The organism is Stackebrandtia sp. (genome assembly GCF_035643755.1).
Classification (GTDB): Bacteria; Actinomycetota; Actinomycetes; order Mycobacteriales; family Micromonosporaceae; genus Stackebrandtia.
On record NZ_DASQPW010000100.1, the window covers coordinates 1 to 13,554 of the forward strand.

Consider the following 13,554-nt stretch of genomic DNA (forward strand, 5'->3'; position numbering starts at 1 on the left):
GGCGTCCACGATGGCCTGATCGATGTCCACGCCGCCCAGGTTCTCCAGCCCGTCCACCGACAGCACGTCGAACCCCGTGGCCGTGCGCGCGACCACCGACGCGTCGAACGTGCCGCCGCCCAGGTCCGCGACGACCACGCCCGAGCCGACGGGCACCTCGTTGCGCAGCTCGTGGGTGAAGTAGGTGGCCGCCGCCACGGGCTCGGGCACCAGCCGCGCGGCGTCCCAACCCGCCGCGGCCGCCGCGTCCTCCAACACCAGCCGCCGCGCCGAGCCCCACGCCGCGGGGTGCGTCAGCGTGACGCCCGAAGGCGGTGCCCCGAGCGCGCGCTCGCACTCACGCCGCACCCGCGCCAGCACCGCCGAAAACAGCGCCTCGACGCCGAGCTCCGTGTCCCCCAACAGGACCCGACCGTCATCGACCCTCCGCTTCGGGTGCAACTCGCAGCGCTGCGGGGCGAAACGGGCCGCGTTGAGCGCGTCGGAACCCACCAGGAGCCGTCCGTCTGTGTCGGCGTACACCGCCGAGGGCAGCAGGGGAGAAGAGTCGAACAGCAGGGGCACGCTCGCGCCGTCGCGGGTGAGGACCGCGACGGTGTGGGAGGTTCCAAAGTCGACGCCGAGGTGGGCGGGGGCGGGCATGCGAAGAAACTACCCGGCCGCTACGCGTCGTCGGAACGCCCCGACCGCCAGGCGCGCACCGCGATCACGCCGAGGCAGGCCGCGATGACGAGGTTCACCGCGATCAGGACGCCGTGCACCACATAGAAGGCGCTGGGGTGGCCGGGTGCCAGGTTGAAGGCCAGCGTGATCCACTCGAACACCATGAAGGCGGCGATGGCGAGAACGAAGGCGGCGACGCGGCGGGAGAACTTCACGTGTCCCAGTATCGGGCCGCCCCGGGATTTGTCGCATTCGGGTCCGCTCGGCGTGTCGGGTTCGTAGGGTGAGGATGTGTGGCCGGTGAGGCCGCGCACGGGAGGAGCGTGACCATGTCCAGTAATGCCAAACAGGGGTGGGCGATGGGTGGCACCGTCTTCGCCGCCACCGTCATGATCGTCCTGGGTTTCTTCCAGGTCATGATGGGTATCTCGGCGCTCGCCCACGACCGCATCTTCGTGACCGTCAACAACTACGTGTACGGCATCGACACGACCTCGTGGGGTTGGATTCACCTGATTCTCGGCGCCGTCATCGTGATCACCGGGTGCTTCCTTTTCATGCGGACCATGTGGGCCCGCGCCCTGGGAATCGTGTTGGCCGTCGTCTCGGCGGTCGGTAACTTCATGTTCATGCCGTATTATCCACTGTGGTCAATGGTGGTCATCGCGTTGAACATCTTCGTGATCTGGTCGCTGGCCACCGTCGTGCAGGGAGTCGACACCCCGGCGGCGACGGCCGCGGGTTCCGGCTCGGGCGGCGGCATGCCGCGCGGCGAGGCACCCTCGGGCGGATACGGCAACGTCAACCCACCGATGGCGCCGCACGCTGAGGACGACAAGACCATGTACCCGGGCGCCGAACCGCACGAGACGGGGCGCCCCGCACAGGGGCCGCCCGTCCACGGTTAGGCGCGCGCCGCGGTTGTTACCCGCCGGGAACATATCGTCGGCGTATCGAAAAACGCATACGCTCTGGCAACACCGTGCCGCCTTTAATGTCGGCATGACGTTCACCGAGTCAACGCGAACCACGGCGGCGTCGTCGGCTTCCGCCGTCCCCACAACGGGAATCACCGTTTACGGGTGCGGAGGCGACGAGGCCGCCCTGTTCCGTGAGATGGCGCCCTGCTTCGGCGCGACGCCGACCATCACCGACGCGGCGCTCACCGAGGCCAACGTCGACCTGGCGCTCGGAAACCGGTGCGTCAGCGTCGGTCACAAGACGCGAATCACCAACCCGACGCTCAGCGCGCTCGGCCGCGCCGGCGTCGGCTACATATCCACCCGCAGCATCGGCTACAACCACATCGACGTGGCGTACGCCAAGAGCCTCGGCATCACCGTCGAAAACGTCGCCTACTCGCCCGACAGCGTCGCCGACTACACGCTGATGCTGATGCTCATGGCGGTGCGCAACACCAAGACCACCATGCGCCGAGCCGACGTCCACGACTACCGGCTGCACGAGGTACGGGGCAGGGAGCTGCGCGATCTGACCGTCGGGGTGGTGGGAACCGGGCGCATCGGCGCGGCGGTGATGGATCGGCTGTGGGGCTTCGGATGCCGAATCCTCACCCACGACCGCCGCCATAAGACCGGCGCCGACTGCGTCGGGCTCGACGAACTGTTGCGATCCAGCGACATCGTGACGCTCCATACCCCGCTGAACGCGAGCACCCACCACCTCCTCGACCGCGAACGCATCGCGTCGATGAAGGACGGCGCCGTCGTCGTCAACACGGGGCGCGGCGCGCTCATCGACACCGAGGCGCTGGTCGCCGCGCTGGAGGGCGGCCGGCTGGGGGCGGCGGCGCTGGACGTCGTCGAGGGCGAGGAGGGCGTCTTCTACGCCGACTGCCGGAACAAGGCCATCGACAGCAAGGCGCTGCTGCGGCTGCAGGAAATGCCGAACGTGCTCATCAGCCCGCACACCGCCTACTACACCGATCACGCGCTCAGCGACACGGTCGAAAACTCCATCATCAATTGCCAGAGATTCGAAAGCGAGATACAGCATGGGTAGGTTGAAGGTCGGCATCCTGTACGGGGGCTGCTCCGAGGAGAACCCCGTCTCGGTGAAATCCGCGCGGGAGTTCGCCAAGCACCTCGACACCGAAAAGTACGAGCCGTACTGGATCGGGATCTCCGACACCGGCGTCTGGAATCTGAGCGACGGACCCGGTTCCGACTGGGGGAGCAACGGCGGGCGCCCCGTCGTGCTGTCGCCCGACCGCAACGTCCACGGTCTGCTCGTCCTGGAAGAAGGACGATACGAGGCGATCAGGCTGGACGTGGTGCTGCCGGTCCTGCACGGCAAGCTCGGCGAGGACGGCGCGGTGCAGGGACTGCTGGAGTTCGCGGGGATTCCCTACGCCGGCTGCGACATCCCGAGTTCCGCCCTGTGCATGGACAAGTCCCTGGCCTACGCCGTCGTCACGAGCGCGGGAATCGCCACGCCGGGCTTCCAGATCGTCACCACCGCCGAGGACGTCGATCCCGCCGAGATCACCTTCCCCGTCGTCGTGAAGCCCGCGCGCTCGGGGTCCTCCTTCGGCGTCACCAAGGTGCACGGAAAAGAGGAACTCGACAGCGCGGTCCAGGACGCGACCCAGTACGACACGAAGGTGCTGATCGAGGAGACCATCGTCGGCAGCGAGGTCGGCTGCGCCATCCTGGGCAACGGCGCCGACCTCATCGCGGGCGAGGTCGACCAGATCGCCGTTTCCCACGGCGTCTTCCGCCCCCACCAGGAGGCCAATCCCGAAAGCGGCTTCGAGAACTCGACGATCACCGTTCCCGCCGACATTCCCGCCGAGACGCGGCAGCTGGTGCGCGAGACGGCCAAGGCCGTGTACCGCGCCCTGGGATGCCGTGGACTGTCGCGAGTGGACCTGTTCCTGAAAGACGACGGAACCGTGGTCCTCAACGAGGTCAACACCTTCCCGGGCATGACCACCTACAGCCGCTATCCGCAGATGATGGCGGCCGCGGGAATGCCGATGTCCGAGCTGATCGACCGCATGGTGTCGCTGGCGCTGACGGGAAAGAACCAATGAGGGACGACTTCGCGTATGTCGACGAGGTGGTGTCGGGCGTGCGCTGGGACGCCAAATACGCCACATGGGACAACTTCACCGGCAAACCCGTCGACGGGTACCTGACGAATCGGATCGTGGGCACCAAGGCCCTGTGCGCGGCGCTTCAAAGCGCGCAGGAGAAGGCCGAATCCCTCGACTTCGGTCTGCTCCTGTGGGACGGCTACCGCCCGCAACGCGCCGTCGACTGCTTCCTGCGGTGGTCCCGGCTGGCAGAGGACGGCCGGACCAAGCGGCGCCACTATCCCCACATCGACAGGGCCGCGATGTTCGCCAACGGTTACGTGGCCGCCAAATCCGGCCACAGCCGCGGCAGCACCGTCGACCTGACGCTCTACCACCTGGCCACGGGCGAGCTCGCGGACATGGGCGGCGACCACGACCTGATGGACCCCGTCTCACACCACGGGGCGAGCGGAATCACGCGGGACGAGACCCGAAACCGCCAACACCTCCGGTTCATCATGGAGGCCTGCGGTTTCAGCGCCTACGAGTCCGAGTGGTGGCACTACACCATGAACGACGAGCCCTATCCGGACACGTACTTCGATTTCCCGATCAGCTAGGCGGCGCCGCGCGCGGCAGCCCCACCGTGGCGAGCAACCCCCCGTCGGGTCGCGCCGACAGGGTGAGGGTGCCGTCGTGCGCGCGGGTGATGGTCTTGACGATCGCCAGGCCGAGGCCGACACCCGCGTGGTCGGCGTGCACGCGCCGGGTTCCGCGCTGGAACGGCTCGGCCAGCGTCGACACCAAACGCGGCGACAGCTTGTCGCCGGTGTTGGCGACGTTGAGCTCCACGGTCGTGGGGCTGACCGCGGTCGTCACCCACACGGTGCCGTCGCCGGAAAGATTGTGGGTGATCGCGTTTTGGACCAGGTTCGTGGTCATCTGCAACAACAGCGAACGCGACCCCACGGTGCGGGCGATGGCGCCGGAGGTCTCGATGGTGACGCCGCGCTTCTCCGCCAGGGGCAGCAGCGTCTCGGTGGCCTCCTCGGCGAGGAGGGACAGGTCGACGTCCTCGGGGACGAAGGAGCGCTGGTCGGCGCGGCTGAGCACCAGCAGCGCCTCGGTGAGATCGATCGCCCGGGTGTTGACGTAGTGGAGGCGGTCGACGAGCTCGTCATGCTGGCGGTTCGGGTCGTTGCGGGCCACGTCCAAAAGGGTCTGCGTGATCGCCAGCGGCGTGCGCAGTTCGTGCGAGGCGTTGGCCGCGAACCGCTGCTGTTCGGCGACGTTGGCCTCCAGCCGCGCCAGCATGGTGTCGAACGCGTCGGCCAGCTCGCGAAACTCGTCCCGGTGGCCCTCCATCATGATGCGGTGCGACAGCGACCCGTTCCCGGCCATGCGGGTGGCGTTCGTGATGCGCCTCAGGGGGGCCAGCATGCGGCCGGCCAGGAACCATCCGCCCGCCAATCCCATGGCCAGCAGGAAGATCAGCGCGAGCGCCGCGCGGGGCGCGAAGGCGCGCAGCAGGTCGGAGCGGTCGGGGACGAAGACGCCGGGGCGGTACATCGGTATGCCCTCGGGGACGTACCGCAGCAGGAACACCTGCACGGCGGCCAGCAGCACGACCCCGGCCAGCATCAGGAAGCCCGCGTAGCTCAGGGTGAGCTTGAGGCGCACGCTCATTCCGGGGCGCCTAGACACGGGCATCGGCGTCCGCTTCGGGGTTGACGGTGGTGTCGATGCGGTACCCCACCCCCGGGACCGTGGCGATCAGCCACGGCTCGCCGAGCCGCTTGCGCAGCGCCGACACCGTGATGCGCACCGCGTTGGTGAACGGGTCGGCGTTTTCGTCCCAGGCGCGCTCCAGCAGCTCCTCGGCGCTGATCACGCCGCCTTCGGCGGCGACGAGGACCTCCAGAACCGCGAACTGTTTGCGGGTCAGGCCGATGTAGCGGCCGTCGCGGAAAACCTCCCGGCGAAAGGGATCGAGCCGCAGTCCCGCGATCTCGCGGACCGGCGGGCGCGAGCGGACCCGCCGCCGGTCCAGGGCACGCAGCCGCAGGACCAGCTCGCGCAGCGCGAACGGCTTCGTGAGGTAGTCGTCGGCGCCCAGCTCGAACCCGGTGACCTTGTCGTCGATGCGGTCGGCCGCGGTGAGCATGAGGATCGGGATGCCGCTGCCGGAGGCCACGATCCAGGCGGCGACCTCGTCGCCCGACGGACCGGGGATGTCGCGGTCGAGCACCGCCAGGTCGTAGGAGTTGACGCTCAACAGCTCCAGCGCGGTGTCGCCGTCGCCCGCGATGTCGGCGGCGATGGCCTCCAGCCGCAGGCCGTCCCGCACCGCCTCGGCCAGGAGGGGCTCGTCCTCAACTATCAACACACGCATGCGTTAGATCCTAAGAGGCAGGACATATCGTCCGCGTATCAAAAAACGCATACGACCTGGCAACATGGCGCCGGCTTGACTGGCGGCATGACGAGAATCGCAGTGGCGCCCCCGCTCGGCAGGGCACATGGCGCCGTCCCCGACCCCGTGTCGGTCTTCGACGACGACACACCGGCCGTGACCAATCTCGACCCGGCCCTCCTGCGGGCCCTGCGCGCCGCGGCGACGGCGGCCGCGCGCGACGGCGTCGAGATCTTCGTCAACGGGGGCTGGCGGTCCCCCCAATACCAGGATCGCCTGCTTCGGGGCGCGGTGGAGAAGTACGGCTCGGCCGCCGAGGCCGCCCGCTGGGTCGCCACCCCCGATACCTCAGCCCACGTGCGGGGACACGCCGTCGACATCGGAGGCTCCGCCGCGCGGGCCTGGCTGTCCGAGAACGGCGCCGCGTACGGCCTGTGCCAGATCTACCGCAACGAACCCTGGCACTACGAGCTGCGGCCCGAGGCCATCGGCGGGCGCCGCCCGCCGATGTACGCCGATCCCTCGCAGGATCCGCGGACGCGGCCGCGAGTTTTACCCAATCGTTTAGGTGCGTCCCAGGCACGGGACGGTATTGTTCGGCGCCATGGGACAGCACCCCGTCGATCCGTTCCGTCAACCGCCGTCCGCCCCGCCCGGCGCGTCCTTCGACCCGCCGCCGGTGTGGCCCCCGGTGCCGCCGAAACGCGCCTTCAACAAGAACGCCGACACCGAGGAGATCCCGGTGATCAGCGCGACCCCCGACCAGGGCACGGCGCCCGAACCCGCCGCGCCCAACCGAACCCGCGTCTACTCGCTGATCGCGGTGATCGTGGTGGTGGCGCTGGCGGCCGTGACCGGGGTGATCATGTTGACCACGGGCGGCGACGGCGCCCCCTCAGGCGACGGCGAGCACTCGACCAGCAGCAAGTCCGCCGACGAGAACGGCTCCCTCGCGCCCGTGGAGGCCGCCGACGTGAAGGCCGGGCAGTACCGGGCCGTCACGTCGGGCGGATGCCTTGGCGCGTCGGGGAAACAGGCCGACCTGCTGTCGTGCCACAAGTCGTCCACCACCCTGAAGATCTCGGGCAGCGGGGCGCAGTACGCGCTGAAGTTCAACCACGCCAAGACCTGCCTGTCCGTCGACAAGGGGAAGTTGACCGCCTCCAAGTGCGGCAAGGACTCCAAGAGCTTCACCCTCGGAAAGACCAATAAGGACAAGGTCGTTCGCATCGTCGCCGCGGGGAAGAAGTGCGTGGCCGCCACCAAGAAGTCCGTGGCCCTGGGCGAATGCGAGACCAAGAACGAGGCCCAGTGCTTCCGCCTCGACAAGGTCAGCTCCGCCCCCGACGCGACCCCCAGCAGCCCGGTGCCCAGCAACAAGCCCGACGGGACCACGCTGACGGTTCCGAGCCGCCCCACCAAGTTCGGCGCCTGGTTCACCAACTACGGCAGCTACGACGCCAAGTGGGGCAAGCCCGCCTCGGACGGGGGCTCGGCCATCGCCAGCTACGTCCTCACCGACTGCGACGGCAACGAGCTGATGGCCGTCGACGGAGGCACGTACTCGGCGACCGTGTACTACTACAGCGGCACGCTGGACTGCATGCGCGTCTACGCGGTCAACAAGAAGGGCGCCGGACAGACCGCCCAGCACGACATCGACAACAACCCCTGATCCGTCACTTCGGCGCCTTCCCGGACGAGGCCCGCGCGTGCCGCCGCAGCCGCGCGGGCAGCTCCGCCATCGCGGTCAGGTGCCGCGTCGTCGTGGGCGCCACGCTGGACCCGACCAGGACGCCCAGCGCGATCGCGATCACCGTCAGCACCACCGTGACCAGCTCGTTGAGGCCGACCCCGGTGATCACCAGCCGCGACAGCCCCGACAGCCCGATGGCCCCGGGCACCAGCATCCAGAACGCGGGCAGGAACGAGACCTGGGCCGCCGGGGCCTTCGGTCTGCTCTGGACGAGGTACGCGATCGGGGTCAGCACCAGCCCGCCCGCGAACGCGCCGAACAGGGCGCCCGCCGCCAGCGTCCCCAGGAACTGCGCCGTCCACACCAGTCCCAGGACCGCCACGAGCCACGGCACGGTCGACGGCGGCGCGTAATAGCGCAACGCGTAGCCCAGTCCCGTCAACGCGACCCCCGCCAGCGGCGCCCACCATCCCATCGACGGCGCCGACGACACCGTGTTCGGCGTCGGCGCGGTCACCTGCACCCCGACGTAGATCCCGAACGCCAACAGCCCCAACACATTGAACCCCGACACCAGCCGACTCGCGCCGGCCACCATCGACCCGGTCGCCAGCTCGATCGTCCCGATCGTCAACGCCGCGCCGGGCAGGAACGTCACCAGCGGCGGGATGAGCAGCTTGGCCGACGACACCCCCGTCAACTCGGGCCCGAACTCCATCGCCACGATCGTCGCCAGCGCCGCCGCCGTGATCGGCAGGGCCAGCGACAGGGTCGCGAACCGTCCCGCCAGCCAATACAGCGTCCCCACGAACGCCCCGAGCACCACGTACCCGATCAACGCCGACCATGTCGGCTGCGCCAGCAAACCCAGCCCGACGGTCAGGATCGTATGTCCACATAGGATAACTGCCGGGCCGTACCGGGGCGGCTCGGTCAGCAGGGCGTGCAGCCGCTCCACGCCCTCGCCCGGCGTCACCCGGGCGGCCGACGCGTCGTCCACCAGCGAGTACAACCGATCGATCTGATCCAGTCCCAGCTGTCGATTGTCGGCGGGCGCGAAGTCCACATCGGACCCGTTCGGGGTCGTCACGCGCACGAACACCCCGGTCGGCAACACGAAGAACCGGATCCCGTCGGCCCCATACGCCGCGGCGATCCGCTCCAGGGTCGCCCCGACCCGATTCGTCGCCTCCCCGCTCTGGCTCAACGCGACCCCCACCTGCCGCAGGAAGTCCAACAGCCGCGGCGGCAGCGGATCGGGCGTCGGCGGCGCGATCACGTCACGGGCGTGCCGAGGGCTGCGGCCAAACACAGTGGACTTGATGCGAGCGGCGAGGCTCCGCAACCCCCGGTGCGGCCGCTCCCCGTGCTGCGTCACACTGGCATCATCGTCTACCGGGTGGGCGCGGGAGCCAATTTCTCCATAACCGCCGTTGCCCACCCCGGGACAAGCCGGTCCATTGGGGGCAAACCGGTCGCGCCCGTCGTGTCGTGGGTGGACAGGATTCACCCCATCGCCGCGCGCGGATCGTACGATGCGCTGCATGGCTTCAATTGATGCATTCAGATACGTACGTCGCTTCGCGGTGGCCGGTTTCCTGGGTGTCGCGGTCCTGACCGCCACGGCCGCCTGCGGCGGCGGCGAACCGTCCTCCGACGCGTCGTCCTCGTCCACACCCAGCGCCTCCGACGATTCCAGCGGCAGCGCCTCGGCGTCGGAGACTCCGTCGGGTTCGTCGTCGTCACCGTCGTCGTCATCGTCGACCTCGACCGCGCCGGACGCGCGCACCGTCGCCGAAAAGTTCGTCAAGGCCTACGCCAAGGGTCAGTTGCCGCGGGACCAGTGGTACACGGGCGTGTCGCCCTACTGCACCGACGGTCTGAAGAAGCGGTTGAAGAACGTCAGCCCGGGGCGGTCGTTTCCGTTCAGCAAGCTCACCGGGGACCCGCAACCGGCGAAGGCCACCAAGTCCGGTACGAAGGTCTTCACGGTGACCACCGACGGCGACACCCTGGTCATCACCATGGCCAAGGCGAGCGGCAAATGGAAGGCCTCGGCCGTCGACTACAAGTGACGCGGGTCCTTCAACCGCGAATGGTCGGTGGGCCTAACCCGCCGCCACGCGCTGGGTCCGCAGCGCCCAGCGCACCGCCAACGGCATCGCCAGGCCCGCCAGCGCGAACGCGGTGCCGAGGACGAGCCAGCCCGTCGTGCCCCAGCCGATGACCACTGTGGTCATGATGACGGGGCCGAGCGTGCGGCCCACCGTCTTGCCCGTGCCGAAGAACCCCTGGTACTGGCCCTGCTTGTCGTCGGGGGCCAGGCCGAAGCTGATCTCCCAGGTGCCCGAACTCAGCAGCAGCTCACCACAGGTGAACACGGTGACGGCCGCCAGCAGCAGCGCCGAGGACGCCAGGGCGTTCGTCCACCAGCCCGAGACGGCGAACACCGCGCAGGCCGCCAGCTGCACGAAACCCGCCAGGCGCACGGTTCGGGCGGCGCGCGTGGTGTCGGTGACGCGGGTCGCCACCGCGACCTGGAACAGCATGACCAGCACCGTGTTGGTGATGAACACCAGCGACGCCATCCAGGTGGGTGCGTCGGTGCGCTGCGCGATCCACAGGGGAACGGCGAGGCTGAGCATCGGCATGTACAGCAGCATGACCGAGCTGAGCGCGGTCACCAGCGCGAATGGACGGTCGCGCAGCACCTCGAGCGCCGAGGAACGCTGCGCGCGCCGCGGCGGGGTGACGCGCGGGAGGCGGGCCAGGGCGATCGCGGCGACGGTGAACGTGACGGCGTTGGCGACGAGGACGGCGCCGTAACCCGTGGGCGAGCCCGAGAGCAGCGCGAGGCCACCGATGATGGCGCCGACGCCGAGGCCCGCGTTCCCCGCCGACTGCATGTGCGCGCGGGCGGTGGTGCGGTCGCCGGGCGGAATGAGGGCGGCCAGGAGCGCCTGGCGGGCGGCCTCGAGGCCCGTCTGTCCGCCCGCGTAGATCGCCATGACCACAATGAACCCGGCCAGGGACCGAACGGGGAGAAACGCCAATACGGTGCCGCCGATGGCCAACGCCAGAACCACGGCGATGCCCCGAGGGCCGCGGCGATCGGCCAGATGACCCAGGGGCACGCCCGCGACGAACCCCGCGGCCCAACCCACGGTAAGACCGATCCCCACCTCGGCGCTGGACAGCCCCCCGACCCTCGTGAAGTAGAGCGCGGAGATGACCAGAAAGGTGCCGTGACCGATCGTGGTGACGAGCTGTGCGACGGCGAGCCCGCGCGCGGGCCCAGGAGCGGGAATCAGGTGCAGCGACATGGACGACCTTGGGGTGAGGCGGCGAGGACGAGAGGGTTCGGCCACCGCGAGACGACGTTAGCGACGGGGATCGGCGGGACCGTCGGCGACCTGTGAGGGTCGGTTGACAGCGGGATCCAGTGGCGGGTGACGGCGAGTCGACGTCGGCGACGGGGGTCGGCGGGAGCGTGGGGGGCCTGTGAAAGTCCGTTGAGAGCGGGAGGGAGTTGCAGGTCGCGGCGAGTCGACGTTGGCGGCGGGGATCGGCGGGACCGTGGGGGACGTGTGAGGGTCGGTTGACAGCGGGATCCAGTGGCGGGTGACGGTGAGACGACGTTGGCGACAGGAGAGTGGGGGACCTGTGAGGGTCGGTTGTCGGCGGGATCCAGTGGCGGGTGACGGCGAGTCGACGTTGGTGGCGGGGTTCGGCGGGAGCGTGGGGGCCTGTGAAAGTCCGTTGAGAGCGGGAGGGAGTCGCAGGTTGTGGCGGGGCGCGCGGACGTCGAGCACGCCACCCGACGCCCGCGGCGCGACTACTTGAACGACTCGGGGATCTGGTGGGTCGCCACGCAGATGCGGTTCCACGCGTTGATGGTGGCGATGGCGTAGACCAGGGCGGCGAGCGTGTGTTCGTCGAAGTACTTGGCGGCGGTCGCCCAGATCTCGTCGGGTACTCGGTCTCCGCCGTTGGGCAGCAGCGTGGCGGCCTCGGTGAGGGCGAGGGCGGCGCGCTCCTCCTCGGTGAAGCAGGGGGCCTCCTGCCAGGCGACCACCTGCCACAGGCGGGCGTCGGTCTCGCCCGAGTCCCTGGCCTCGCGACTGTGCATGTCGACGCAGTACGAGCAGCCGTTGATCTGGCTGGCGCGCAGCTTCACCAGGTGCAGCAGTGGCCCCGGGATCGGGCTTTGGGCGAGGTAGCGCTCCAGGCCCGCCATCGCCTTGTACCCGCCGGGCTCCAGGTGGAAGATGTCCATCCGCTCGCTCATGATCTCTTCTCCTTGTTGGTGGTTGACGCGGCAACCATAGGACCGATATTGGCTCGGTGTAAGGTCCAATTTCTGTCAAGTTGTTTGGGCCAATGAGGGGGCGCGGTGGACGTTCACATTAGTCTCGAGGGCCGCGGCGACCTGCCTGGACGGATATATCAGCAGCTCCAGGCCGCGATCCTGGACGGCAGGCTGGCCGAGGGCGCGCGGCTGCCCGCCACGCGGGAACTGGCGGAGCGGCTGGGGGTGTCGCGAAACACGGTGGCCGCGGCGTACGAACGGTTGCGGGCCGAGGGGTTCGTGAGCGGGCGGGTGGGTGCGGGCACCTACGTGCGGGGCACCGGGCGGGTGGCCGCGGCGCCGACCGCCCCGGCGGGCGAGGTGCGTCCCCGCGACTTGTGGCGCGACCTCGACCCGATGGGCTTCGTGCCGCCATCCGGTGTCCCCTTCGACTTCAAGGTGGGCATACCCGACCCCGACCTCTTCCCGCTGGAATCGTGGCGCCGCTTGGTGACCCGCGAGCTGCGCGCCTCGGCGACGCGGCCGGGCTATCTGCTGGACGCGACCGGGCACCCTCGGCTGCGGACCGCGATCGCCCGACACTTTGGACTGTCGCGGTCGGTGCGCGCCGGCGGCGACGACGTGGTGGTGACCCAGGGCGCGCAGCAGGCGCTCGACCTGATCGGGCGGGTGCTGATCGAACCGGGGGACACGGTGGCGGTGGAGGAGCCGGGATACCCGCCCGCCCGCATGGCGTTCGCCGCTGTCGGCGCCCGGGTGGTGCCGGTGCCCGTCGACGACCAGGGCATAGACACCGACGCGATCCCCGACGCCGCGCGGCTGGTGTACGTCACCCCGTCCCACCAGTTCCCGACCGGTGTCACGATGTCCCTGGCGCGGCGCACCGCGCTGCTGGAGTGGGCGCGGGTCCGCGACGCCGCCATCATCGAGGACGACTACGACAGCGACTACCGCTTCGGCGATCGCCCGCTGGAACCCATCCAGTGCCTGGACCGCGACGGTCGGGTCATCTACGTCGGCACCTTCTCCAAGACGCTGCTTCCCATGCTGCGCATGGGGTTCCTGATCGCCCCGTCCTCGCTGCGCGGCGCCCTGGCGGCGGCGAAGCGGCTGTGCGACGGTGGCGGCCCGGCACCGGCGCAGGCCGCGCTGGCCCGGCTCATCGACGAGGGGCTGTTCGCCGCGCACCTGCGCCGGGCCGGGCGGGTCTATGCCGAGCGCCACGCCGCCCTGGGCGCCGCGATCGAGCGCCACCTGTCGCCGTGGCTGGAGCCGGTGCCGTCGATCGCGGGCCTGCACCGCTGCGTGGTGCGGCGTCCCGGGGTGGACGTCGACATCGAGGCGGTGGCCCGGATGGCGCGCGCCTCCGGAGTGGTGGTCACGGCGCTGTCGGCGTTCTGCGCCGCCCCGCGCGAGCGCGACGGCCTGGCGCT

14 protein-coding genes and 1 pseudogene are annotated in these 13,554 nt (G+C 69.7%); 8 read left to right on the plus strand and 7 right to left on the minus strand.

Going from position 1 to position 13,554, the window contains the following annotated elements; all coding sequences use genetic code 11:
• Together VE172_RS07440 and VE172_RS07445 are read right to left on the minus strand one after the other, a co-directional pair.
• The coding region (locus VE172_RS07440) for an Hsp70 family protein (RefSeq protein WP_324799315.1) at positions 1-642 on the minus strand (642 nt) is incomplete at its 3' end.
• Positions 643-662: 20 nt separating this feature from the next.
• Positions 663-878: an SCO4848 family membrane protein gene (locus VE172_RS07445; RefSeq protein WP_324799318.1), complete on the minus strand. Its 216-nt coding sequence runs from the start codon at positions 876-878 to the stop codon at positions 663-665.
• Between the two features lie 114 nt (positions 879-992).
• On the opposite strand from VE172_RS07445, the gene VE172_RS07450 reads away from it, so the two are divergent.
• The 4 genes from VE172_RS07450 to vanX all read left to right on the plus strand — a co-directional run bounded on the left by VE172_RS07450 (position 993) and on the right by vanX (position 4,323).
• Complete coding sequence (locus VE172_RS07450; protein ID WP_324799320.1) at positions 993-1,571, plus strand: DUF7144 family membrane protein; 579 nt, start codon at positions 993-995, stop codon at positions 1,569-1,571.
• A 208-nt stretch (positions 1,572-1,779) separates the two neighbouring features.
• Positions 1,780-2,685: a D-isomer specific 2-hydroxyacid dehydrogenase family protein gene (locus tag VE172_RS07455; RefSeq protein ID WP_414715073.1), complete on the plus strand. Its 906-nt coding sequence runs from the start codon at positions 1,780-1,782 to the stop codon at positions 2,683-2,685.
• A complete protein-coding gene (gene vanA, locus VE172_RS07460; protein WP_324799323.1) occupies positions 2,678-3,718 on the plus strand; it encodes a D-alanine--(R)-lactate ligase in 1,041 nt (346 codons plus the stop codon). Before VE172_RS07455 ends, vanA begins: the two co-directional genes overlap by 8 nt.
• Positions 3,715-4,323: a D-Ala-D-Ala dipeptidase VanX gene (gene vanX, locus VE172_RS07465; RefSeq protein ID WP_324799325.1), complete on the plus strand. Its 609-nt coding sequence runs from the start codon at positions 3,715-3,717 to the stop codon at positions 4,321-4,323. The genes vanA and vanX overlap by 4 nt, the downstream gene beginning before the upstream one ends.
• Here the strand turns inward: vanX and VE172_RS07470 are convergent.
• Positions 4,316-5,407 (minus strand): sensor histidine kinase, encoded by a 1,092-nt coding sequence (locus VE172_RS07470; protein WP_349258292.1) that lies wholly within the window; start codon positions 5,405-5,407, stop codon positions 4,316-4,318. The two genes, vanX and VE172_RS07470, sit on opposite strands and share 8 nt — an antisense overlap.
• Entirely contained in the window at positions 5,400-6,095 is a 696-nt protein-coding gene (locus tag VE172_RS07475) for a response regulator transcription factor (protein WP_324799331.1), read from the minus strand. The genes VE172_RS07470 and VE172_RS07475 overlap by 8 nt, the downstream gene beginning before the upstream one ends.
• Before the next feature lie 87 nt (positions 6,096-6,182).
• Here VE172_RS07475 and VE172_RS07480 point away from each other — a divergent pair.
• A pseudogene (locus VE172_RS07480) lies at positions 6,183-6,653 on the plus strand (M15 family metallopeptidase); the annotation flags it as partial.
• A gap of 67 nt (positions 6,654-6,720) precedes the next feature.
• Positions 6,721-7,791 (plus strand): hypothetical protein, encoded by a 1,071-nt coding sequence (locus VE172_RS07485; protein ID WP_324799334.1) that lies wholly within the window; start codon positions 6,721-6,723, stop codon positions 7,789-7,791.
• A 4-nt stretch (positions 7,792-7,795) separates the two neighbouring features.
• Here the strand turns inward: VE172_RS07485 and VE172_RS07490 are convergent, their stop codons facing one another.
• Positions 7,796-9,091, minus strand: a complete 1,296-nt coding sequence (locus VE172_RS07490; protein ID WP_324799337.1) for a threonine/serine exporter family protein — start codon at positions 9,089-9,091, stop codon at positions 7,796-7,798.
• Between the two features lie 265 nt (positions 9,092-9,356).
• On the opposite strand from VE172_RS07490, the gene VE172_RS07495 reads away from it, so the two are divergent.
• Positions 9,357-9,887, plus strand: a complete 531-nt coding sequence (locus VE172_RS07495; protein WP_324799339.1) for a hypothetical protein — start codon at positions 9,357-9,359, stop codon at positions 9,885-9,887.
• Between the two features lie 33 nt (positions 9,888-9,920).
• Here VE172_RS07495 and VE172_RS07500 read toward each other — a convergent pair whose 3' ends face one another.
• Entirely contained in the window at positions 9,921-11,135 is a 1,215-nt protein-coding gene (locus tag VE172_RS07500) for an MFS transporter (protein WP_324799342.1), read from the minus strand.
• Between the two features lie 512 nt (positions 11,136-11,647).
• Positions 11,648-12,100: a carboxymuconolactone decarboxylase family protein gene (locus VE172_RS07505; protein WP_324799345.1), complete on the minus strand. Its 453-nt coding sequence runs from the start codon at positions 12,098-12,100 to the stop codon at positions 11,648-11,650.
• 105 nt (positions 12,101-12,205) lie between these two features.
• Here VE172_RS07505 and pdxR point away from each other — a divergent pair.
• Positions 12,206-13,554, plus strand: a 1,349-nt coding sequence (gene pdxR / locus VE172_RS07510) for a MocR-like pyridoxine biosynthesis transcription factor PdxR (RefSeq protein WP_324799347.1), incomplete at its 3' end; no start/stop codon positions are given.